Genomic DNA, 24,630 nt, shown 5'->3' with positions numbered 1-24,630 from the left:
AATAATGTCTTGAAATTGTAAAGAAACGACTAAGGAGAACGGTGCACAAGTGATGGTTAGTAAAATAAATGCCAAAAATTTGTCTAAAAAGTTTGAAATGTTGCCGGTAAAAAACTCACGTAACAAAGCAAAATCTTTAATAGGGGCAAATGAAAAAAGGCAGAAAGACTTTTGGGCATTGCGTAATGTAAGCTTTGAAATACATGAAGGAGAGTGCGTCGGAGTCATTGGTCTAAATGGTGCAGGGAAATCAACACTCTCCAATATCATTAGCGGTCAAATTGCGCAAACTACAGGGCAAGTTGAAATAAATGGAGATGTTTCAATTATTGCAGCTAATGCAGGAATGCAGAACAATCTTTCAGGACGTGAAAATATCCGTCTGAAGGGCTTGATGGTCGGCATGAAAAATAAGGAAATAAAAGCCAAGATGCAGGATATTATTGATTTTTCTGAACTTGGCCCTTTTATTGACCAACCTGTTAAAACATACTCCTCTGGTATGAAAGCAAAACTGGGCTTCTCTATCATGGTTCATCAAGATCCAGACATCATGATTATTGATGAAGGCCTGTCTGTCGGGGATAAAACCTTTGTGGACAAATCGAAAAAGAAAATGTTTGAATTTCGGGACCAAGGGAAAACAATCTTGATGGTTTCACATGATATGCGCACGGTTAAAGAGTGGAGTGATCGCGTTATTTGGTTGAATTACGGAGAAGTCAAGGCATATGGAACACCAGAGGAAGTTATACCAGAGTATGAAAAGTTTGTCCGTTGGTTTAAATCCTTATCAAAAAAAGAACAAGAAGCTTATAAACAAGAACAACGTCAAGCCCAATTTGATTACTCTGTTGAGGAGTTAAAAAAAGAAATTATTAGTCAAAGTTCTTCGAAAAGTCGTCGTGTTAATCGTGAAGTGACCCAAAGTTTGCAAAAGAAGAAAGACAATCACAAACTATCTTTCTTCTCAAAAATAGTAGTGGCACTTTGTATGCTGGTTTTTCTCTGGATTACTCTCGTCTCTTTGAGTAACACGACATTGAAAAAATCAGTCCAACACCCCGTAAAATTTTTCTCACAAAACATTTTTAAACCGAAGGATGTATCTAGTAAAAATAAACAAAGGAATAAAACAACAGTGAGTTCTATAGATGTTTCTTCAAGCTCAGAAAATGAAGATGCTACTTCTCAATCTACTCCGGAATTAAGCACAAGTGAAACTGTTGCAAGTACAAGCGAGGCAGACACAGCGACAAGTTCATCAGAGGAAACAACATATATGATTCAAGCGGGGGAATCGCTAGGAAGTATCGCTGAAAGTAAAGGCTTAACTGTGGATGCAATTCAAGCGCTTAATCCAGGAATTGATTTTAATATTATCCAACCAGGTCAAACTATAAATTTACCAACAACAGCAGCCGATGCAACCACAGAGCAACCAGATGAAGGGGTAATTCAATAATGAAAGATGCAATTCTTTACCTTAGAGAGCAGATTAAATATTTTCCTATAGCTATCAATTTATCAAAATACAGTACCAAAAGCACGTCGATGCAAAATAAGTTTGGACGCATATGGGAAATCTTGGATCCTCTAGTACAACTTGCTATCAACTATATTATTTTTGGTGTATTGATGAACCGCTCAGCTCCAGATGGTCTTCCCCCACTGCCTTGGATGTTTATTGGTATGGGCGTGTACTCTTTTATGCAGCATGTTATTGTAACTGGAGCAAAGAGTGTTTCTACACAATTTAAAACGACTGCGAAAATGAAATTCCCTGTAAGTATTATGCCTACAGCATCAATGTTTGGCTTTTTAACAGAATTATACATCATGGTGGGAATGGGATTAATTATTGCAATGTTTTCAGGCTACTATCCATCCATGTATTGGTTGCAATTATTATATTACTTCCCCATGTTGATTATTTTTTCCTTAGCAATGTCACTTTTATGTTCTTCAATCGAAGTTGTATTTCCTGATTTTAAATTCTTTTTGAATTATATCTTTAGATTTTTAATGTATGGATCAGGTGTCATTTTTTCATTGGATCATTTTAAAATTATTCCTCAATTTTTGATTCAATCGCAATTGATTAACCCTTTCTATTTCCTTATTGAAGGGTTTAGAGATATAGCATTTGGAAGAGCATGGTTTTGGGAAAAAGGAATGTACAATGTGAGCTTTATATTGTTGCTCGTAATTTTACTTATAATAGGAGCCAATATGCATATGAAGATTCGAGATAGAATTTCAGATTATTTGTAAGATGGAATTTAATAAGAAAGAAAAGATTGTAAGAATGCAAAAAGATATTTATTTGAAAAGTATTTACTTTAGGAAAACATATTTTGAAATAGTAGTAGCTAATGACATACAACCTATGGATTTAATTATATATGATAATAAGAAAGTAATAAGGAGAATAAAAGGGTATAAAAAGTTTGAAGAAATAAGATATCGTGTCTTTTTTTCTGCATTTATGAGCGAAATTATCAAAAACACTAAAATCTTTGATTTCAGTTTAGAAAGTAAAAAGGGTATTTTTAAACTAAAATATAAGAATCAGTATCAAGAAATAAATCACTTTAGTAACAAAAAAGAATTGTATCAGTATTGGAACGTTTTTGGTATAGACTATCTTAGATTAAAAATCAAGCCGGCAAAAATTATTCGAAATATTAGTGAAGTAGACGTTGAAGGAAAAATAGTAAAATTAACATGTGATGCAGGTATAACTTATAATGAGCAAACAGATTTTTCCATCTTGCTTATAGAAAGATGTACTGGTAAAAGAATATATCTTCCAACAAAGCATACGAAAGCGAAGAGTCCGTTTACTGTTTTATATTCTAATAAAACAACAAAATACAGAAATACCGAAAGAAAAATAGAGCTAGATTTTTCAAAATATGCTTTAAAAAATGGATTATATGACTTCTTTGTAGAAGCAAAAAAAAATAAAGGATATGTTTATAGAAAATTAGGTTTTGTGGACTATATTTATAAAAAAGATAGAGTAATTGCAACTATAAATGATAAATCAAAAACTTATTACTTAACCTTAACTCCTCGAGGTAATCTCAAGATTGAAGTAAATACTCCACTTAAAGAGAATCATAGAATGAATACTAAAGCAATGAATGCATTGCCTGTATGGCTTATTGGAGAAAGACCGGATACTGCTCAAGATACGGGGTTTGCATTTTTTGAATTTCTCATGAAAAACAAATTAGATGAGGTTAATCCTTTTTATGTGATTGAAAGAGGAGTAGAAGATGAGAAAAATTTAGCAAGTTATAATGAAAATTATGTATATAAAAATTCTGAAGAACATTATGAGTTAGCATTGAAAGCTTCTGCATTTTTAGGTAGTCACGATTTGGACTATATCTTACCTTTTAAAATTAACAAAAATTTATCTGCTGCACGTTTTTTCTTACAACACGGGGTGATGGGGCGAAAACCGGCAGAATACCATAAAAAATTCTATGATTATCCTTTTCATGGTGTTACGGTATCTTCATATGAAGAAAAAAATCTTCTCGAGAAAACTTTTGGATATGATAATAAAGAAGTATTTGTAACAGGATTATCTAGATTTGATAAGTTGCCATTGCACCAAGAAATAAAGCAAAAGAAAATTCTAGTCATGCCAACATGGAGAGAATGGATTAATCCTTTAACTAAATTTGAAAATACTGATTACTTTATAAGATGGACTTCTCTGTTAAACAACGATGATTTTATATCAAAGTGTAGAAAAAATAATGTTGAAATATTATTTTATCCTCATTACAGGATGCAGCCTTACTTAGATATATTTAAAAAGAATATTAATCCTTATATAGAAGTAGTTGAACTAGGTCAGATTAATGTCCAACAGCTACTCATTGATTCATCTTTGTGTGTGACAGATTATTCCACTGTTACACATGATATGACTTTCATGTCTAAACCGAATATTTTTTACCACTTTGATTTTGATTTGTTTTTTAAAGATGGGATTCTACGTAAAAAAGAAGATACCTTTTTAGGAGATATTGCTTATTCTGAAACTTTAATCATTAATTTAATATCAAAATATATTGAACAAGATTTTAAAGAATCAAATTTTGTAAGAGCAAATAAAAAGTTGATACTAGAATATATAGATCATGATAATTCAGAAAGAATATATAATATTGTCGCAAAATTAAATAGTAGACAGTTTAAGGATAAAAATATTCATTTGCCGAAAGAAATTAATATCAAGTTACGTCGAAAGTTGAGAAAATCGATAATATTTTCATATATTTTTAACTTAAGAAAATATATGTTGTAAGAACGGAAGATTTATAGGAAATAAATGAACAAAGAAAAAAGAATCCTTGTCGCAGGTACCTTCGACATTCTCCACGAAAGCCATGTAGATATGTTACGCAATGCCAAAAATCTTGGTGACAAGCTGATCGTCATGCTTTCCACAGATGAATTCAATGCCCAAAAAGGGAAAATAGCATATCAGGAATATATGACACGCAAGTATATATTGGAGTCTGTTCGTTATGTAGATCTTGTGGTACCAGAGCAGTCCTGGGATGATAAAACTCTTTACATTGAAATGTTTGATATTGATATTTTTGCCATGGGCGATGATTGGAAAGGAAAGTTTGACTTTTTGAAAGAACAGTTTCCTGATTTGAAAATCATGTATTTTCCGCGTGGTAAAACTTCATCGTCAAGTATCAAACAAGATTTAGGAAAAATGTATATTTCTAATATTAAAGAATAAATGAACGATATAAAAAAAATTCTAACAAAATTAGGCTTGGTCATTAATCCGCTTAAATTAATTAAACTATTGAAGCAAGTCGATTATTTATTCAAGCAAAACCAAAATAATTACCCTAATGATCGAAAGACAACCGACTTATATTTGAAAATTGATAGTAGTATGTATGTTTTTCAAGGAAATAAGTTTTCTAAAGTAGAAAAACTACCTGAGGTATGTAGTTTAATAACTTTAAGTGAAAGGTCTATAACTAAAAGCTTAGCAATTTTAGGAGAAACCGAACAAAAAGATATTTATGTTTTACTAAAAGCTTTAAGTAAAGTAAAAAATGCAGATACATATCAAAAAATATTTGATGAAATTTCAGAAGAGTTTTCTACAAATTTATCAATGAACCAGTTAATTAAAAGTATCAGTAAAGTAGTTTTAAAGTGAAAAAAAGGGAGAAATATTGATTTTACTAGCCAAAATAAGACTATTAATCATTAGAATAATAATGTATCCGTTCCTTTGTGTTTTAGGTGTTACATTAAAAACAGATTCTAAAATAATATTATTCTCGTCTTTTAAGGGAAAATCTTATTCTGGTAATCCCAGATATCTTTTTGAATATATTAAAAATTCAGGTGAATTTTCAGATTATCAATTAGTATGGGCCTTCAAGGATGTGAAATCAATCGCAGGAGCAAAGACTGTTAAGTTTAACTCATTTCAATATTTTTACTATCTTTCTAAAGCCAAATATTGGATTTTTAACTCCAAAATGGCACCTTATTATTATAAAAAATCGGACCAAGTCTACTTACAAACTTGGCATGGTGTTCCTCTGAAGCGTTTAGGCCACGATATTATTGATAATGGTTCCACTTATTATAGAAGTAAACAAAGCTACAAACAGATGGTGAAATCCTATGATAAGGACAGCAGGCATTGGGACTATCTTATTGCTTCTAGTCCTTTTTCCGCTCATGTATTTGAAACAGCATTTGCTTTTCCACAGCAAAAAATGCTCAATGTCGGCTATCCACGGGTTGATTGTTTGGTGCAGCCAGATCCTGCTCGGATTTCGGAATTAAAGAAGAAGTATCATTTGCCTATAAATAAAAAAATAATTCTTTATGCTCCAACATGGCGAGATAATTCTTATAACAATGCGGGATATACTTTTGAATTAAAGGTTAACTTCTATAGTTGGAAAAGAGTGCTTGGAGAAGAGTATATTGTTTTATTTAAACCGCATTACTTGATTTGTAGTACTTATCATATACCTCAAGATTTAAGCGATTTTGTGTTTTTAATGGACCCAAATCAGGACATTAGTGATGCTTACTTAGTGAGCGATGCTCTGATTACAGATTATTCAAGTGTATTTTTTGACTATGCGCAACTGGAAAGACCTATTTATTTTTATATGTATGATCTAGGACATTATGCTAAAGAATTACGAGGTTTTTATCTTAAAGTTCCTGATGATTTACCTAATAATTTTGTAAAAACAGAAGAAGAACTCCTAAAAATGATTAAAGATGATTATTTTGACTACCAAAGGCTGCGAGCTTTTAACGAGAGATTTAATCCGTGGAATGATGGCAGTGCTTGTGAAAAAATTGTAAGTGAGGTTTTTAGTGAAACTTAAATCCATCGTGTTAACCTTCATTTTGGCACTCTTCTATCCCTTCACTTTTCTCTGTCGTGTGCATCAAAACCGTGTCACTTTCATTTCACTTGAGCATGATAACCTATCCAAGGATTTCAAAATTCTGCATGATGAGTTAAGCGCAAAGCAAGAATACGAGATAAAAACTCTACTTTTCAAGTTCCAGCCCACTTTCCTAGGACAACTTCAGTATGGACTGGCTTGTATCCAGCAACTTTTCGCTCTTCAAAGTTCAAAACTGGTGATCATTGACTATAACAACTTTGTCATTTCCAAGTTTCCCCATCGTAAAGAAGTCAAAGTCCTAGAGATTTGGCACGCCACTGCAGCTCTAAAAAACTTTGGCAACTGTGTCCAAAGGGATTACGAAATTAAAAACTACGATTATACTATCGCCAACTCCGACTTTTACAAAGGAGTATATGCCCAAGCTTTCAATCTTCCTGAAGAAAATGTCCTTGTTACAGGTATTCCTAACAATGACAAAATCTTCGATGACCATTTTGTTCAAGACACCAAAGTACGACTTCTTGAAAAGTATCCTGTTTTGGCTAATAAAAAAGTCATTACTTATGCCCCAACATTTCGTGGACGGATCAGTACATATTTTAAAGAAGCCAAGATTGATTTGGCGCGCGTGCACCAAGCCTTGGGTGAAGATTATGTCATTATCTACAAGGCGCATCCACTTATTTCGGGTTCGGCTTATGAGAATAATCCTCATGTCCTTTTCATCGAAGAAGAACCGATCTCCTCGATTTTCTGCGTCACGGATGTTTTGATAACCGATTATTCGGCTATTGCAGTGGATTGGATGGTCTTTGATAAACCCATCATCGCTTATGTGCCCGACTTTAAAAGCTACTCTAAAAAACCAGGTTTAACAATCGATTACTTGCAAGAATTTCCAGGAGAGGTTACTTTTAATGAAGGTGAACTTATCCAAGCGCTCCAGGCAACGGATAGCACATCCTACCAAAAGGAAAGAGCTCTCTTTTTCAAGAAAACCTACAACTATTGTGATGGCAAAGCGACAGAACGTGTGCTTAAGGTGATTGAAGATCTTATGACTGAAAAAACAGTAGAGAAAAATATGAGGGAAGTAGAGATATGAAAACGATAAAAAAACGAAAGAAGTTAGGTTGGTTTATTAGCTTTGGCCTTCTACTAATTGTAGGCTGGTCTGCATTTATAATTATGACTCCTAAAAAACAAGAAGAACCCCATGGTCAAGCTCAAAGTGTACAACATACTGATCAAGAGTCAGGTTATATTGCCTCCAACAGTTCGAAAGAAGCAGTCAAGTCTTCTGAAAGTATTGTCAAAGATACAGGAGAAGCCCGCACGATAAAACTAAACTCGAAAGAGGGGGGCAAGAAGTTTACTGATCTTTCATCGGGCAGTTTTAAAATTTATAAAGCCAACAATGTCGAAGTATTAAAAACGGCAACTTCGGTTGATGCTCCGGCTTTTACCTTGCAAGAAATTATGCAAAAATATCCTGAGACTTTAATCATGAATGCTTCTGGTTTTAATATGAGCACTATGCACATCACAGGGTTTCAGATGAACAATGGAAAACTTTTTAAGGATTGGGGTTCAGATAAGAGAGCTAACACTGCCTTTGTTATCAATAACGACGGTAGTAGTCAAATCTATGACTCTTCTGTACCCGCCTCAACAATCATTGAAAATGGTGGGCAAATGAGTTTCAGTTTTGGTTCGGTATTAATCCGTGATGGTGAAATTCAAAAAAATGATGGTTCAGTGAATTGGATGATTCACTCTTTCATAGCCAATGATGCTCACAATAATCTTTACCTTATTATTTCGGATACAAGTACAGGATACGATCAAATTATGGATAAGTTTAAAGAATTGGATTTAAAAAACGCAGTTGTTATGGATGGCGGCGGATCAAGTCAAATGGCCTTTAAAGGTGAAGTAGTATACCCGAGTCAGGATCAACGCTCAGTTAATGATTTTATCATTCTTAAATAAGGAGAGAGTTATGGGAGAAGAAACTTATAGACGGTCAAGGGGAAAAATAACTACTAAAAAAAAGAGTAAGTTTCCTAAAGTTATCGGTATTACTTTACTTGTCTTGATATTTATTTTTACTGGCTTAGGAGTATTCTTCTATCAAAGTTCAAAAACAGCTATCAATAAGGCTAATACTTTGCATCTTGCAGAAGCGTGTCCGGTAAACTTAAAGAAAGGAGAAACATTTACGACTTTAATTCTTGGAACAGCTCATGTAGATAATGAGAAAGTGCTTATGACTTCCAGCCTTACTTCTACAAATGCGAAGCTCAAAAAAACAAGTCTGATCAATGTCCAACCTCTTTTAGTTTTTCCAGATCAAACAACGCTCTATCAAAGTTATACTCAGGGTGGAGCAGAAGCAGTCAGTAAGAAGTTTAATGAGACCTTTGGTACAGAAACTAATAAAGTAGTGGAAATCAACTTTGATAACATGGGAAAACTGGTCGAGGCTAGTGGGGGAATCGTTGTGCAGAATACAGCAGCTTTTGTATCCAAAGGCTTCAAATTTGAGCAAGGGTCTGTAGAGTTAAAAAAAGCAGATGAAGTTTCAGCTTATCTCAGCTTGCTTAACTCTAATGATCAGAAAGGCTATACAGATAGACTACAAGATGTGGCCATTGCTACATTTGAGAATTTGAAAAAACCTTCTGTTCTTGCGCGACACTCTTTAGCGATTCTGAAAAGCTTCCCTGAGGTTGTCAATACTAACATCAGTTTTCCAGATTTTATGAATATGGTTAAACACTATAATAAGGCGCTTAAGGTAAGTAAAATAAACGTTCATGCGACTAAAATTCCAGGAAACAAGACCCAACTTGTTACCCAAGAAACGCTAGACAAGGTCAAAAATAAATTTGAAAATACTTTAAAATAATAAGGAAAATAAAGACGGCAGCTAGCCGTTTTTATTTATAATTTCATGATAAAAAATTGGGTGAAAATTGAACTTTCCTATTGACAAGAAAATGAATAAGCGTTATAATGTGTATATACCAATTTGAAAAAGGAGACTCTCTCATGAAAGTTATCACAGTAAAAAACCAACTTGAAGGCGCAAAAATCGGCTTTGACTTACTCAAAGAAGCAATGGATAATGGAGCAAAAACACTTGGACTTGCTACAGGTTCAACTCCAGTAGAATTCTACAACCAAATCGTTAAATCAGATCTTGATTTTTCAGATATGACTTCAGTAAACTTGGACGAGTATGTTGGACTTGATGGTTCAGATGAACAATCTTACCGTTACTTTATGAGCAAACACCTTTTCAATGAAAAACCGTTCAAAGAAAATTTCTTGCCAAATGGTAAAGCAGCAGATTTAGAAGCAGAAACAAAAGCTTATGATCAAATCATTGCTGAACATCCGATTGATTTCCAAATTCTTGGAATTGGTCAAAACGGACATATCGGTTTCAACGAGCCTGGAACATCATTTGAAGAAACAACACACGTTGTCGATCTCCAAGAAAGTACAATTAAAGCAAATGCACGTTTCTTCGAAAACGAAGAAGATGTGCCACGTCAAGCGATTTCTATGGGTATCGCTTCAATCATGGCAGCTAAATCAATCGTATTGATGGCTTATGGCGAATCAAAAGCAGAAGCAATTAAAGGAATGGTTGAAGGTGAAATCACTGAAGATATGCCAGCATCTATCTTGCAAAAACATGCTGATGTTGTTGTTATTGCAGATGAAGCAGCAGCGGCCTTGTTGAGCAAATAATATAATAAATAAAAAAAGGTCCAGAATTCTGGATCTTTTTTTTTATTTAAAAACACGTGTTGCTTCGACAGCTTTTTTCCAACCCTGATGAAGTGTTTGTCGTCGTTTTTCATCCATTTGAGGTTGGAAGCTTTGCCCTTCTGAATAAGAGCTTTTTATTTCCTTCATGTCTTTCCAAAAACCAACTGCTAAACCAGCCAAGAAAGCTGCACCAAGAGCTGTCGTTTCAAGATCCTTGGCTTTTTGCACGGGAATATTTAGAATATCCGCTTGGAACTGCATTAAATAGCTATTATTAGCTGCACCTCCGTCAACTTTCAGTAATGGAATATCAATTCCTGAATCTTCTTGCATCGCATCAATAATGTCCTTGACTTGATAAGCAATGCCTTGTAAGGTAGCTTTGATAATGTCGTTATTGCTGGTTCCTCGGGTAATGCCAAAGATAGCCCCACGAGCATCCTGATCCCAATACGGAGCACCCAAACCCACAAAAGCAGGTACAACATAGACTTCATCATTATTGTTAGAAGCCAAAGCCGCTGCTTCAGATTCTTTACTGTTATCAATCATTTTCAGACTATCACGGAGCCATTGGACAGAAGAGCCAGCAACAAAAACGGACCCTTCAAGAGCGTAGGTAACTTGACCATTAATACTGTAACCAATCGTGGTTAAAAGATCATTGGATAGTTGTGCCTCTTGACCTGTGTTCATGACGATGAAGGCACCAGTACCATAAGTACTTTTAATCATTCCCGGTTCAAAAGCCATTTGGCCAAATAAAGCCGCTTGTTGATCTCCAGCCATCCCTGCAATAGCTATTTCTGAGCCAAAGAAATGATAGGGCTTGGTCATACCGTAGCATTCAGAATTAGAAACGGGGCGAGGAAGCATAGCTGCCGGAATATTCAAGAGGTCGAGGATATCCTGGTCCCATTGGAGATTATGGATGTTAAAAAGCATGGTCCGGCTTGCATTAGAATAGTCTGTTACATGCGTTTCACCATCGGTTAATTTCCAGACTAACCAACTGTCAATAGTACCAAAGAGCAATTCACCACGTTCAGCGCGTTCCTGCGCGCCGTCAACCTTATCTAAAATCCAACGTATTTTAGTGGCTGAAAAGTAAGAGTCAATAACAAGACCAGTTTTTTGGTGGATAAGTTCAGAATGGCCGTTTTTTTTCAAAGTATCAGCTATGGCTGCCGATTGTCTAGATTGCCAGACGATTGCATTATAAATGGGCATGCCTGTTTTTTTATCCCATACAACGGTAGTTTCACGTTGATTGGTAATACCAATCGCTCCGACTTCTGCAGGTTTGATGCCTGATTGGATAAGTGCTTCGGAGACAACAGATTGTACCGAATTCCAAATCTCATTGGCATCATGTTCAACCCATCCAGCTTGAGGAAAATGCTGCTGTAACTCTTTTTGTGAACTGCCGACGTGCTGTCCTTGCTTGTTAAAGATTATCGCGCGAGAACTTGTTGTCCCTTGGTCAATTGACATAATGTATTTTGCTTGCATGTAGAGCTCCTTGTATACTTCTCATTATCTTAATTATATCAGAAGTAGCAGAAGGGAGAAAACTATATCTGCACTATAAAACAAAAATACTTACAGCCGAATATTATGATTTTATATTTACACCTAAAACTGTCAAGTGACCATTTGAAATTAATTTAACGATAAGATGTGCAAAATCACTCGGTTTCATGGTACTCGGTGAAGAAACCCACCATTTAAGTGTGCCTGCTAAGATAGAAGTAATATAGCTGATGACAAAATCACTTGGGACTAATACATCGTGTTCTCGAATTTCCAGCTTATCAAAAAGTTCGGTATAACGTTCGGTTAATATCTCGATAAAACGATTAATAATCGTTTGGTCCTGTGATTTATCTATCACAATTTGTGCTACTTCTGGATTTTGACGTACAAAGTCGTAGAAGCGCGCCAACATCTCTTCAATATCATTGACATAAACATCAGTTCCATCTACAGGATTTTGTTCATCTAAAATTTTGATAAAATCCATGATAAAAGTATCAATTAAACTGTCATAAAGATCTTGCTTGTCGGCATAATGTGCATAAAAAGTTGCACGATTTATCATTGCAGCATCTGCAATTTCTTGAATGGAAATTTTTTCAAATTTTTTATTTCTTAACAAAGAAAAGAAAGCTTGTGTAATCATTTTTCGTGTTCTTAAGACACGTAAATCATTTATTTTAGCCATATTAATACATTTCCCCTTTACTTGTAGGTTAAACAACATAATAGTAGTATCTGTTGTTTATTATAGTCCTTTATGATAAATTCTACCGATTTAAGCTATGTAAAACATTTTTGACATAAACGACACGCAACTTCTAAATGTTGTTTAAATGACATTAACTTGTAACTTGACGGTTGAAAAATGAGGAATAAATGATAAAATAGACAATGAATAAGATAAGCAACAGCCTGTCAAATAGAGAAGGAAAAAATACTATGAAAAGTTATAAGGCTGGGATTGATGTCGGCTCTACTACAGTAAAACTCGTTGTTTTTGATGAGGAATATCAGCTCCTTTTTAGCCGATATGAACGTCATTTTTCAGATGTAAAAACGGCAACGATAAAAGTATTAAAAGAATTGTTGGAAGAGAGAGGCGAGTGTTCACTTACCTTAGCAATCACAGGCTCTGGGGGAATGGGACTTGCAGATGTAATTGATGTCCCTTTTATCCAAGAAGTTATCGCAAGCTCGATTACTATCGAGAAATTTATTCCTGAAACAGATGTCATGATTGAACTTGGTGGTGAAGATGCCAAGATGACCTTTTTTGACGCAGGTACCCAAGAGCTACGTATGAATGGGACTTGTGCTGGTGGGACAGGAGCTTTTATTGACCAGATGGCGGCTTTACTCAAAGTAGATGCTGCGGGTGTCAATACATTAGCTAAAGACTATGAGAAAATATACCCCATTGCTAGCCGTTGTGGAGTTTTTGCCAAAACAGATGTTCAGCCCCTTCTCAATGAAGGAGTACGCAAAGAAGATATAGCTGCTTCAATCTTCCAAGCCGTGGTGAATCAAACGATTGCTGGGTTAGCTTCCGGTCGTAAGATTACGGGAAAGATCGCTTTTCTCGGTGGACCGCTCTATTTTATGAGCGAATTGCGCAAACGTTTTATTGAAACTTTGGACATTGCAGAAGAGGATGTTATTTTTCCGGAAAATCCTCAACTTTTTGTGGCAATGGGTGCTGCTCTGGCTGAGGAAACAAGAACAAGTACGATTCGTACTTTAATTGATAATCTAGAAAGTGACAATAGCGACAGCTTGATTCCGCAGGATACGTTGGATCGTCTTTTTGAAAATGAACAAGAGTTAGCAGATTTTCGAGCACGACATGCTAAGGCAAAAGCAAGCTATAAAAAGCTCTCTGAACATCAAGGAGCAACTTTTTTAGGGATTGATGCTGGATCAACCACAACAAAAATTGTGCTCATTGATGGTGAGGGACATATTCTTTTTGATCATTATGGTTCAAATAATGGTGAACCTTTAGAGTCAGTCATTGACGTCTTAAAAGAAGTCTATCGTTTACTGCCAAAAGATGTTTATATTGCCAAATCTACTGTGACCGGCTATGGTGAACACCTGATTAAAGCTGCACTCCGAGTCGATTACGGGGAAGTTGAAACGATGGCGCACTATAAGGCAGCGGATTATTTTAATCCCGGTGTAGACTTTATTTTAGATATTGGTGGCCAAGACATGAAAGCCATGCGGATCACCGATGGTGCTTTAAGTTCAATATCTTTAAACGAAGCTTGTTCTTCTGGTTGTGGTTCTTTCATTGAAACTTTCGCTCATTCTTTGAAATACGATGTGCGTGACTTTGCTGAAATTGCACTATTAGCAAAACATCCTGTCAATCTGGGCTCACGTTGCACAGTCTTTATGAATTCGAAAGTGAAACAAGTCCAAAAAGAAGGTGCGACTGTAGGAGATATCTCTGCTGGTTTAAGTTACTCTGTCATCAAAAATGCCCTCTATAAAGTAATTAAAGTTAAACGTCCTGAAGAATTAGGAACAAAGATTGTCGTTCAAGGTGGGACTTTCTATAATGAAGCTGTACTTCGTGCTTTCGAAAAAATCTCCGAACGTGAAGTTGTCCGTCCCTCTATAGCAGGACTTATGGGCGCTTATGGCTGTGCTTTAATTTCGCTAGAAAAGGAGGAGTATGGGCAAAAATCAAGAATTCTGAACTTGCACGATTTGGAAGCATTCAGCACACAAAAAGAATTTATGGTTTGTGGCCTTTGCGAAAATCAGTGTAAAATGACGTTGACCGTCTTTAATGACGGCAGTAAGTTTGTTACAGGAAACCGCTGTGAGCGAGGCGCAGAGAAAGCAACACAAGTAAAAGTTGACAAACGTGATAAAAAGGTTAATCTTGTCGACTATAAATACAAGAAACTTTTCAAATACCGGAGCTTAACCAAGAAAAAACAGACCCGTGGAGAAATAGGGATTCCGCGTGTCCTAAATATGTATGAAAATTATCCGCTCTGGCATACCATGTTAACGGATCTAGGTTTCCGAGTAGTATTATCCCCTAAGTCTGATAAAGAACTTTTTGAAAAAGGAATTGAAACAATTCCTTCTGATACAGTTTGTTATCCTGCCAAGCTATCACATGGACACATTATGTCCTTGATTCAAAAGGATGTTCCGGCTATCTTTTATCCTTCAGTGCTTTATGAACAAAAAGAACAGGCTCAAGCAGAAAATAATTATAACTGTCCGATTGTTCAGTCTTATCCCGAAGTGATTCGTAACAATATTGATGAAATTCGAGAAGGTAAAGTTAAATACCTTCATCCATTTATTAATCTAGCTGATCAGGAAGGTGTAGCTGTCAATGTCCATAAAGCTTTGCTTGGGCAGGGTTTCAAAGTGGATTTATCTGAAGTGAAGGCTGCAGTTTTCCACGGTTTTGAAGAGATGGAGAACTTCAAGCAAGACATTCGGGATAAGGCAGAAGAGTTGCTCATGCAGATTAACCTTAACAAGGAAAAAGCTATAGTTCTCTCAGGTCGTCCTTATCATTTGGATCCAGAGATTAATCATGGCATTGCTGACATTATTACGCAAGAAGGTTTCCACGTCCTTACAGAGGACAGCATTGCACATCTTGAAGAAGTTGCTGGGCTGCGCGTTGTTAATCAATGGGTTTACCACTCACGCCTTTATGCTGCAGCGCAAGTAGTGTGTAAAAATAAAAATTTGGAATTAGTACAATTGAATTCATTTGGTTGTGGTTTGGATGCAGTGACAACAGACCAAGTCGAAGAAATTATGCGCAACCATAATAAACTCTATACAGTCCTTAAGATTGATGAAGGCTCAAATATGGGAGCAGTGCGTATTCGTTTACGTTCTCTCAAGGCAGCAGTTTCAGAACGTAGTCGACATGGTGTTGAAGAAAATATTCAAATCAAAGAAATTGTTGAAACACATCCGGTTTTTACAAAAGAAATGGCTAAAAAACACACGCTTCTCATGCCAATGTTGTCGCCAATTCACCAAGAAGGCTTGCTTGAGAACGCTTTTGCAGCTTCAGGTTACAATGTAGTTGTTTTGCCAGAAACCCAAAGCTCGGTGAACAACGGACTAAAATTTGTGAATAATGATTCTTGCTACCCTGCAATCATAACGATTGGTCAACTCATCGAAGCTCTCCAATCTGGCGAATACGATGTAAACAATACATCCGTCATGATGACCCAAACAGGTGGTGGATGTCGCGCAACAAACTATATTCCTTTACTTCGTAAGGCACTTGTCGATGCAGGTTTCCCCCAAGTTCCAGTGGTAAGCTTATCCATGGGCAACCAAGGGACAGAAAAAGGCTTTAAGTTTACTGTGCCACTTTTGACTCGTTTTATGATTGCTGTGCTTTATGGAGATTTGTTTGAGCGCGTGGTTTATCGGACGCGGCCTTATGAAGCTGAAAAAGGTTCAGTCAATGCACTTCATGCGAAATGGTTAGAAAAAGCACAACATAATGTTAAATCTGCTTCTATTTTTGAATTCAACAAGAACATGAAACAGATAATCAAGGACTTTGATAATATCGAACTCCTTGATATTCAAAAACCTCGTGTGGGTGTTGTCGGTGAAATTCTGGTTAAATACAGCAAAACTGCCAATAATGACATTGTGAGCATTATCGAAGAAGAAGGCGCTGAAGCAGTAGTTCTCGATTTGATTGGCTTTATGAACTATTCTTTATACAACCAAATTTGGAAAACAGATGAGATTGGTTTTGCTAAGAAAAATAAATTGATGGCAAAAACACTACTATCTATTATTAATATGTTGGAAAAACCGATGGATAAAGCTTTACGTGCTTCTGACCGTTTTGACGGTATTGAGTCTATTTATGAAATAGCGGCCAATACAGAAGGAATCGTTTCAGTAGGTAATCACACAGGCGAAGGCTGGTTCTTGACAGGAGAAATGATTGAGCTGTTGCAAAAAGGCGTTCAAAACATCGTCTGTCTCCAACCATTTGGCTGCCTTCCCAACCATATTGTCGGTAAAGGAATGCTGAAAGAGTTACGTCGGCAATATCCGGGTGCAAACATTAGCCCAATTGATTATGATCCAGGTGTTTCTGCGGTCAACCAGCTCAATCGTATTCGTTTGATGATGGCAACAGCTAAAAAAGCAATGAAGGAAGAAGTAACAGTTTAAAATAAAAAAGCATTTTTATAAATGCTTTTTTATTTACTTAATTTTAGTTGGGAATTTATATTCTTGACAATTCTATTTTTTAAAAGTATAATTCAATTTATATAAAAGTATAGTCTTTTATAAAGTAACATATATATTTAAGGAGAATCTTATGCTTACAATGGGATTTATCGGTTTTGGGAAATCAGCAAATCGCTATCACCTTCCTTATGTTATTCTGCGTGAAAACATCAAGGTTAAAACAATTTTTGATTTACACATTAATGAAGAACTTGCAGCACCATATTTGGAAAAGGGCGTGCATTTCACAACTGATTTAGAAGAAATGCTGAAGGATGATGACATACAACTTATCACAATTTGTACACCAGCCCACACGCATTATGAGCTGGCTAAGAAAGTAATTGAGGCTGGAAAATCAGTAATCGTAGAAAAACCTTTTGTTGACACATTGGAACATGCCAAAGAGTTGCTCGCCTTAGGGAAAGAAAAAGGTGTTATGGTGGCCCCTTACCAAAATAGACGTTTTGATGGGGATTATTTGGCAGTAAAGCAGGTTATTGAGCGTGGTTTACTTGGAGACATTCTTGAAGTGGAAGCGCACATTGATTATTATCGTCCAGGATCAATAACAGAAGAAGGTCCAAAAGAAGCAGGTGCGTTTTATGGTTTAGGTATTCACTCTATTGATAGACTCGTGGCACTTTTTGGGCGTCCTGAAGCAGTAACTTATGATATTAGAAACAATGAAGTTGCAGAAGCAGTAGATAATTATTTTGACGTTGATTTGCACTATGGAAACCAATTAAAAGTTAAAGTAAAAACAAATCATCTGGTGGCACAAGATTATCCAAGATTTATTGTTCATGGAACAAAAGGATCCTTTATTAAGTACGGTGAGGATCAACAAGAAAATGATTTGAAAGCTGGAATTATGCCTGAAGTATCAGAATTTGGGGAAGATAGTCCGATGAATTATGGTCTTGTTAAATATCAAAATGCAAATAGCGACTGGATTGAAAAGCAAATAAAAACACCTGTTGGCGATTATGGTCGCTATTATGACGCTGCCTATGATACTATTATTAATGGTGTTGAAAAATTAGTGAAAGATGAAGAAGTTATCACCAATATTGAGATTTTGGAAAATGGCTTTAACCAAGTTTCACCTTCGGTTTACCGTTTAAGCATGTTGGACTAGGAGATATAGCACTATGAAAAGAATTTTAGGATATGAAGCTTCTGATTTTACACGAGAGAGTACATCAAAAGAATTCAAAGAAGCTATTTTAAAAGCAGAAGGACGCACAATACTCGTGGATCTAGCTGCAGAAAATGCACCACTCTATCCAGAGGTTACAAATGGTGAAATGGCGGCAGCTTTTGGTGCAGATTTATTACTTTTGAAAGATATTGATGTGCAAAAGATGGTCATTCCTGGATTAGGGGAGGTTAATGACCTCTCAGAGTTACGGAAGTTAACAGGAACCGCTGTTGGTGTCAATTTAATTATCAAAGATACCGGACCTGAATATAAGAGAGTGACAGAAGCATCGATAAAGGAAGTTCTTCGCAAAGGAATAAATTTCTTATCATTAACAGCATATGTTACGCCTGAAGCAAGCCCAGAGCGTATCGTAGAGGATATTAAGCTGGTACGTCGTTTCTATAATGGCTTTTTAATGCTGAATCCCGTTGTCTCACATGGCTCAGATTTGGTTTGGGAAAACTTAAAAGCCTATATTGATGCTGGAATTGATATGCTTGACTTACCTGCTCCGGGGGCTGTACCAGGTACCACAGAAGAACAAATCGCACGATTAGCCTTTGCGACTAGAAAAACAGGTACATTGGTGGACTGTGTGGTTGGAACTTCGCAAGAAGGTGCAGATAAAAGTACGATTCAAAGTTTAGCTTTGGCGGCCAAACGTGCAGGTGCAGATGTCTTTGAGCTGGGAGATGCAGGCGTAGCTGGAATGCCAGCTCCCGAAAATATTTTTCATGCTTCAATGAGTATTCGAGGAAAACGTCACACTTATGTGAGAATGGCGCGCTCAGCCAATCGCTAATAAAGTAAAAATCATAAGTGATAGTAACTTATGATTTTTACTTTATTTTCCTACGATATTGTGTAATAATAATGAGAATGTCAGTTTATGAGGTCGGTATATGAAAAAGAAACAGCCAAAATATTTAGTAATTTATGAAGATGTTAAGGAAAAAATTTTGTCTGGTCACTATCCTATCAACTCCAGGATTGCAGATGGTAACGCCTTAGTACAAGAGTATGATGCAAGTTTAATGACCGTGAAAAAAGCATTGGATATTCTTGTGTCAGAGGGTTTTTTGATCCGGCGAAGAGGTTATGGAACGATAGTAAAAGATTGGACCAAAGGCAAAAAAGCGCATCTCTATGCTGTAGAGGGCTCTTCCAAGCGTCATTTAGGACAAATGGAATCTAAAGTTTTAACTTTTGAAGTCGAGCATCCAAATGCGGATATTGCTCATAAATTATCCATAGATGTAGGGGATTTCATATATCGTATTGAACGGGTAAGGTATGTCAAAAAGGTGCCAACGATTATTGAGTACACTTATATGCCCATTTCCATTATTCCACAATTGAAATATTCCCATCTAACGGGTTCCATTTATAAATATATCTTGGAAGAACTTGGTCTTGTTATTCAGAGTTCATTTCTTAATGTTAAAGGTGTACGTCCCAACGCATTAGAAAAACAGACTATGCATCTTACAGATACGGATTTTCTGATGCAAGTCGAGCAAGTTGCTAACCTTGATGATGGACGTATTTTTGAATATTCGATAGCCCGTCATTTACCTGAGTCATTTAACTTTGAGACAGTGATCTTTAACAACTAAACACAGGGCAAAACTTACTTTTAGGTTCCTAAGTTACTCAAAAGTAGGTACTATACAAGTAGGATAATCTGCTATATAATGATTAGAGTACAGAAGTGAAGCTAATGACGAAAGGACCAAATAAATGGATTTAAAATTAACAAATAAACTTGCTTTAGTTACCGGATCAACCAAAGGTATTGGACGTGCGGTTGCTGAAAGTCTTGCGGCCGAAGGTACCGATGTTATTATTAATGGCAGAACTTCGGATGTTGTGGATAAAGTAATTGAAGAACTTAATAAAAAATATCCAAACCAAACTTTTTATCCAGCAGCCTATGATTTATCAATAGAAAATGAACGACAAGCTCTTTTTCAAGCTTTTCCAGAAGTTGATATTTTAGTCAATAATATGGCAATATTTAACGATGCAAAGTTTGAAGACATCGAATTAGATGAATGGCGCCGTTACTTTGAGGTTAATTCAATATCAGGGATTGCTTTAGCTCAATTTTATCTTCCTAAAATGAAGACAAAAAATGCTAATGGGCGTGTCATTTTTATCGCATCAGAAGCAGCAATTATGCCAAGTCCAGAAATGCCGCATTATTCTATGACCAAAACGATGAATCTGTCTTTAGCGAAATCCTTAAGCCGTGAAACAGTAGGTACTACGGTAACAATAAATACAGTAATGCCAGGATCAACATTAACTGAAGGTGTTGAGAATTTATTGGCTTCACTTTATCCAGATATAGAGTCTGTTGAAGAGAGAAGTCGCGCCTTCATGTTGAACAATCGTCCAACATCAACGATTCAACGTTTGATTCATCCTGAAGAAATTGGTAATTTTGTCGCTTATGTCGCTAGTGCTCTTGCAGGTGCTTTTTCTGGTGAAGCTCTTCGTATGGATGGCGGGCTTGTTCCGACAATTTTTTAAATAAACAAAAAAACATTGGCCGTAACCAATGTTTTTTATTTACGATAAAGTCGTGTTGAATTTTTTAATTCAGCAAGGCTATAGGGCATAGGATCAGAGAATTTTTGATCAACATGTGCATCCAGACTTTCTGAGAACATTTCTTCATATTCTGGAATAGAAAGTTTTTTACGATTGTCTAAAAGAGCTTGGTGCTCTGATTTACGGAGATGTTTCTCAAAGCCATCAACTAATTGACCAGAGAAAAATTCGGCAACTGTTCCAGAACCATAGCTGAAGAGCCCAATCTTATCATCTGCTTTTAAATTTTCAGCATTTTCTAGCAAGGAAATCAAACTGAGATAAAGCGAACCTGTATAAAGATTTCCTACACGACGATTATAGACAATTCCTTTCTCATACTGCGCCAGAAGATGTTCTTGAACTTCAGAACTTTCATTTTCAAGTTGAGGAAGAAGTGCTTTTTTTCCCATCTTAGTATAAGGAGTATGGAAAGCTAAGGCAGCAAAATCAGAGAAACTAAGGCCAGTACGACGTGCATACTCTTGCCAAACTTTAGCAAAAGCCTCGATATAAGTAGCATTTGAAAACTGACCATCAACAGTTGGATAAGTATCACCAAAAGGACGCCAGAAGTCATAAATATCTTGTGTCAAGCTGACAGAGTCATCATTGAGTGCTAAGATATTAGGGTTAGCTGCAATTAACATGGCTACAGCACCAGCGCCTTGTGTGGGTTCGCCACCTGTGTTCAAGCCATATTTGGCAATATCAGTTGCGATAACGAGAACTTTACGCTCTGGGTGACGATAAACATGGTCTTTAGCCATTTGCAAGCCCGCAGTTGTTGCATAACAGGCTTCTTTAAGTTCAATAGAACGCGCAAAAGGTTGAATATCAAGTAAACCATGAACAACAACAGCAGAGGCTTTTGACTCATCAACAGAAGACTCGGTCCCAACAATGACCATGTCAATTGCTTGCTTATCTTCTTCAGTCAGAATTTCAGCAGCTGCGTTGGTCGCAAAGGTGATGAGATCTTGGCTGATCGGATTGACTGCCATTTGGTCTTGTCCAATACCGATATGAAATTTAGCAGGATCAATGTTACGCGCCAGTGCTAAATCAGTCATATCTACATAAGTTTCAGGAACAAAAAAGGCAAGTTTGTCAATACCAATATTCATATATATCCTCCAGTTTATATGCTTTATTAATTTGTATGTTTAAGCTCCAATTTTAACATAAAAGATTAAAAATTGGAAAAAACTTTTGACTATTTGGGGCAGAAATGTGCTATACTTGGCTTATGAAAGAAATAGTAATTATCGATGCGCTTCGTACGCCTGTCGGAAAATATGATGGTGCTCTGTCAGATAAGACAGCTGCAGAACTGGGTGTTCATGTAGTTAAAAATCTACTTGAGCGCCATGAAGATATTAAAGATGACGTCAAACAAGTGATTTTTGGCAATGTACTACAGGCTGGTACAGGGCAAAATATTGCACGTCAGATCTCAATCAATAGTGGTTTATCTCACCATGTTCCAGCTTCAACGATTAATGAAGTCTGTGGTTCAGGTATGAAGGCAGTGATTCTCGCTAAACAACTTTTACAACTTGAGGAAGCGGATGTCGTGATTGCTGGGGGAACAGAATCCATGTCTCAATCCCCAATCATTCGTCACCGTAAATCTGGCGAAGAAGTTCTTACAATGATGTCTGAGGGCTTGGTAGATGCCTTTAATGGCGAGTCTATGGGTTTGATCGGTGAAACAATCGCCGAGCAATTTGAAATTAGTCGTGAAGAACAAGATCGCTTTGCTCAACGTTCGCAAGAAAAGGCTCTAGCTGCACGTACAGCGGGTGCATTTGAAAAAGAAATTGTACCATTTTCAGATTTAGCAGAAGATGAGACAATTCGTGCAAACTCGTCATTAGAAAAGCTTTCTTCACTACGTACGGCCTTCAGTGAAAACGGAAGTGTAACGGCAGGTAACTCATCGCCAGTAAATGATGGTGCATCTGCTTTGATTTTAGCAAACGATGATTATGCCGAAGCCAAAGAGCTTCCAGTCTTGGCAAAATTATTAGCTAGTGAAGAAGTTGGAATTGATCCTGAAATTATGGGTGTTTCCCCGATTAAAGCCATTCGCCAATTGCTTGATCGTACAGATTTGGATATTGAAGATATCGACTTATTCGAAATCAATGAAGCTTTTGCGGCTTCCAGTGTTGCTGTAAATCAAGAACTCAATATTCCAGAAGAAAAAGTGAATATTTATGGTGGAGCTATTGCTTTAGGGCATGCTATTGGTTCATCAGGAGCACGTGTCTTGACTACTTTAGCTTATGCACTTCAACGCGAAAATAAGCGCTATGGTATTGCTAGCCTTTGTATTGGTGGCGGTCTCGGTTTGGCTGTCCTCTTGGAAAACCCTAATTTAGTGTAAGCAATGAATATGAAGAAAAAATTTTACCAAATGAGTCCAGCAGAGCGTCTGGATTTTCTTGACTTAAAGTCAGAAACACGACAAATTCTAGAAGAAACAGTACTTGATGCGGCTTTAGCAGATAATCTCATCGAAAACCAAATCAGTGAATTCGAGCTACCCATGGGCTTGGCGCAAAACTTTGTCATTAATGGCAAAAAATTCCTTGTTCCAATGGTAACCGAAGAACCTTCCGTGATTGCAGCTGCAAGTAATGGCGCAAAAATAGCTGGAAATTTTCAAACGGTGCTTTCGGAACGATTAATGCGAGGGCAGATTGTTTTTTATGATGTTGATCAGGCAGACCACTTAATGCAGACTATCGAAGAAAATCAAGCAGGTATTTTTCGTGCTGCCAAAGAAGCTTATCCTTCCATTATTAAACGTGGTGGTGGTTTACGACAGGTGAGCAGTAGAGCTTTCGGAGCAGAAGGCTTTGTATCCGTTGATTTTAAAGTGGACGTGAAGGACGCAATGGGAGCGAATATTGTTAATGCCATTTTGGAAGGCGTTGCTAATCTTTTTCGCACATGGTTTCCAGAGCAAAAAATATTATTCAGTATCTTGAGCAATTATGCTACGGAATCTTTGGTTAAAGTTAGTTGTGAAATTCCCGTTGAACGACTGAGTAAAGGTAATAATGGGCAAGAAGTTGCGGAAAAAATTCAGGCGGCTTCACGTTTTTCTAAAATTGATCCTTATCGTGCTGCCACACATAATAAAGGCATTATGAATGGCATCAACGCTGTTGTCCTTGCCACAGGAAATGACACGCGTGCTGTGGCTTCTGGAATTCATGCTTATGCAAGCAAGGAAGGAAGCTACCAAGGTCTAGCGAAATGGGATGTCAAGGATGGCTTACTTTTGGGAAGTCTTGAGCTACCATTACCGGTGGCGACGGTTGGCGGGGCAGTGAAAGTTTTGCCAAAAGCTCAAGCTGCTTTAGAACTCTTAGAAATTACAGAAGCCAAAGAATTAGCACAGGTCATGGCTGCAGTTGGTTTGGCACAAAATTTGGCTGCTTTGCGTGCTCTAGTTTCTGAGGGAATACAGCAAGGACATATGAGTTTACAAGTTCGGGCCTTAGCAATGACAGTTGGCGCGAAAGACGAAGAAATCACTATTTTGAGTGAAAAACTTCGCCGAGAAAAAGTAATGAATCAAGCGATAGCTGAAAAACTTTTGCTAGAGATTCGTCAGAACAACAAATAATCAAGGCTCACAACTCGCTTTGCTCCCTACGTATTGCCATTCTAATCTGCTAAAGCAGAAAGAATGGTAATAAAAATGCTGTCAAGTTTTTTTCTTGACAGGGAAAAATTTTATGCTATAATAGTTAAGTAATAAAAAATAGAAATAGGAAATATAAC

General features: G+C 36.6%; 20 protein-coding genes. 17 read left to right on the top strand and 3 right to left on the bottom strand.

Annotation, left to right across the window (positions count from 1 at the left end; all coding sequences use genetic code 11):
• Positions 1 to 49 precede the first annotated feature (49 nt).
• The 10 genes from lgb_RS06385 (at position 50) to nagB (ending at position 10,208) form a co-directional block, all read left to right on the top strand.
• Positions 50 to 1,465: an ATP-binding cassette domain-containing protein gene (locus tag lgb_RS06385; RefSeq protein WP_029345662.1), complete on the top strand. Its 1,416-nt coding sequence runs from the start codon at positions 50 to 52 to the stop codon at positions 1,463 to 1,465.
• Positions 1,465 to 2,274 carry an ABC transporter permease gene (locus lgb_RS06380; RefSeq protein WP_019293134.1) on the top strand — a complete coding sequence of 270 codons (810 nt, stop codon included), beginning with the start codon at positions 1,465 to 1,467 and terminating at the stop codon, positions 2,272 to 2,274. Before lgb_RS06385 ends, lgb_RS06380 begins: the two co-directional genes overlap by 1 nt.
• 1 nt (position 2,275) lies before the next feature.
• Entirely contained in the window at positions 2,276 to 4,330 is a 2,055-nt protein-coding gene (locus lgb_RS06375) for a CDP-glycerol glycerophosphotransferase family protein (protein ID WP_019293135.1), read from the top strand.
• A gap of 24 nt (positions 4,331 to 4,354) precedes the next feature.
• Entirely contained in the window at positions 4,355 to 4,780 is a 426-nt protein-coding gene (gene tagD, locus lgb_RS06370; RefSeq protein ID WP_019293136.1) for a glycerol-3-phosphate cytidylyltransferase, read from the top strand.
• Positions 4,781 to 5,215, top strand: a complete 435-nt coding sequence (locus tag lgb_RS06365; RefSeq protein WP_019293137.1) for a hypothetical protein — start codon at positions 4,781 to 4,783, stop codon at positions 5,213 to 5,215.
• A 16-nt stretch (positions 5,216 to 5,231) separates the two neighbouring features.
• Entirely contained in the window at positions 5,232 to 6,416 is a 1,185-nt protein-coding gene (locus lgb_RS06360; protein ID WP_081252682.1) for a CDP-glycerol glycerophosphotransferase family protein, read from the top strand.
• Positions 6,406 to 7,551 carry a CDP-glycerol glycerophosphotransferase family protein gene (locus tag lgb_RS06355; RefSeq protein WP_131005684.1) on the top strand — a complete coding sequence of 382 codons (1,146 nt, stop codon included), beginning with the start codon at positions 6,406 to 6,408 and terminating at the stop codon, positions 7,549 to 7,551. The genes lgb_RS06360 and lgb_RS06355 overlap by 11 nt, the downstream gene beginning before the upstream one ends.
• Positions 7,548 to 8,438, top strand: a complete 891-nt coding sequence (locus lgb_RS06350) for a phosphodiester glycosidase family protein (protein ID WP_019293834.1) — start codon at positions 7,548 to 7,550, stop codon at positions 8,436 to 8,438. The genes lgb_RS06355 and lgb_RS06350 overlap by 4 nt, the downstream gene beginning before the upstream one ends.
• 10 nt (positions 8,439 to 8,448) lie before the next feature.
• Complete coding sequence (locus tag lgb_RS06345; protein WP_019293833.1) at positions 8,449 to 9,357, top strand: LCP family glycopolymer transferase; 909 nt, start codon at positions 8,449 to 8,451, stop codon at positions 9,355 to 9,357.
• A gap of 143 nt (positions 9,358 to 9,500) precedes the next feature.
• Entirely contained in the window at positions 9,501 to 10,208 is a 708-nt protein-coding gene (gene nagB, locus lgb_RS06340) for a glucosamine-6-phosphate deaminase (RefSeq protein WP_004256319.1), read from the top strand.
• A gap of 42 nt (positions 10,209 to 10,250) precedes the next feature.
• Here the strand turns inward: nagB and glpK are convergent, their stop codons facing one another.
• Both glpK and lgb_RS06330 read right to left on the bottom strand, forming a co-directional pair.
• On the bottom strand, positions 10,251 to 11,741 hold the full coding sequence (gene glpK, locus lgb_RS06335; protein ID WP_019293832.1) for a glycerol kinase GlpK: 1,491 nt from the start codon (positions 11,739 to 11,741) through the stop codon (positions 10,251 to 10,253).
• Between the two features lie 103 nt (positions 11,742 to 11,844).
• A complete protein-coding gene (locus lgb_RS06330) occupies positions 11,845 to 12,453 on the bottom strand; it encodes a TetR/AcrR family transcriptional regulator (RefSeq protein ID WP_019292736.1) in 609 nt (202 codons plus the stop codon).
• Between the two features lie 254 nt (positions 12,454 to 12,707).
• Here lgb_RS06330 and lgb_RS06325 point away from each other — a divergent pair, with 254 nt between their 5' ends.
• From lgb_RS06325 to lgb_RS06305, 5 genes are all read left to right on the top strand, one after another.
• Positions 12,708 to 16,967 (top strand): 2-hydroxyacyl-CoA dehydratase, encoded by a 4,260-nt coding sequence (locus lgb_RS06325; protein ID WP_019293831.1) that lies wholly within the window; start codon positions 12,708 to 12,710, stop codon positions 16,965 to 16,967.
• A gap of 151 nt (positions 16,968 to 17,118) precedes the next feature.
• Positions 17,119 to 18,168: an oxidoreductase gene (locus lgb_RS06320; protein ID WP_019293830.1), complete on the top strand. Its 1,050-nt coding sequence runs from the start codon at positions 17,119 to 17,121 to the stop codon at positions 18,166 to 18,168.
• 13 nt (positions 18,169 to 18,181) lie between these two features.
• Positions 18,182 to 19,036: a DUF7916 family protein gene (locus lgb_RS06315; protein WP_019293829.1), complete on the top strand. Its 855-nt coding sequence runs from the start codon at positions 18,182 to 18,184 to the stop codon at positions 19,034 to 19,036.
• A 100-nt stretch (positions 19,037 to 19,136) separates the two neighbouring features.
• Complete coding sequence (locus lgb_RS06310) at positions 19,137 to 19,850, top strand: GntR family transcriptional regulator (RefSeq protein ID WP_064305319.1); 714 nt, start codon at positions 19,137 to 19,139, stop codon at positions 19,848 to 19,850.
• A gap of 124 nt (positions 19,851 to 19,974) precedes the next feature.
• Positions 19,975 to 20,769, top strand: coding sequence for an SDR family NAD(P)-dependent oxidoreductase (locus tag lgb_RS06305; RefSeq protein ID WP_249663179.1), 795 nt, complete (start codon positions 19,975 to 19,977; stop codon positions 20,767 to 20,769).
• A 35-nt stretch (positions 20,770 to 20,804) separates the two neighbouring features.
• Here the strand turns inward: lgb_RS06305 and lgb_RS06300 are convergent, their stop codons facing one another.
• Positions 20,805 to 21,956, bottom strand: a complete 1,152-nt coding sequence (locus lgb_RS06300; protein ID WP_019292395.1) for a hydroxymethylglutaryl-CoA synthase — start codon at positions 21,954 to 21,956, stop codon at positions 20,805 to 20,807.
• Positions 21,957 to 22,078: 122 nt separating this feature from the next.
• Between lgb_RS06300 and lgb_RS06295 the strand changes: the two genes are divergently transcribed.
• Positions 22,079 to 23,221, top strand: coding sequence for a thiolase family protein (locus lgb_RS06295; protein WP_029343395.1), 1,143 nt, complete (start codon positions 22,079 to 22,081; stop codon positions 23,219 to 23,221).
• A 9-nt stretch (positions 23,222 to 23,230) separates the two neighbouring features.
• The gene (locus tag lgb_RS06290) at positions 23,231 to 24,472 is read left to right on the top strand and encodes a hydroxymethylglutaryl-CoA reductase, degradative (protein ID WP_029345761.1); all 1,242 of its coding nucleotides are present in this window, start codon (positions 23,231 to 23,233) and stop codon (positions 24,470 to 24,472) included.
• Positions 24,473 to 24,630 lie beyond the last annotated feature (158 nt).

The organism is Lactococcus petauri (assembly GCF_023499275.1).
In the GTDB taxonomy this organism is placed as follows: Bacteria; Bacillota; Bacilli; order Lactobacillales; family Streptococcaceae; genus Lactococcus; species Lactococcus petauri.
This window is presented reverse-complemented; position numbering and strand designations above follow the sequence as displayed.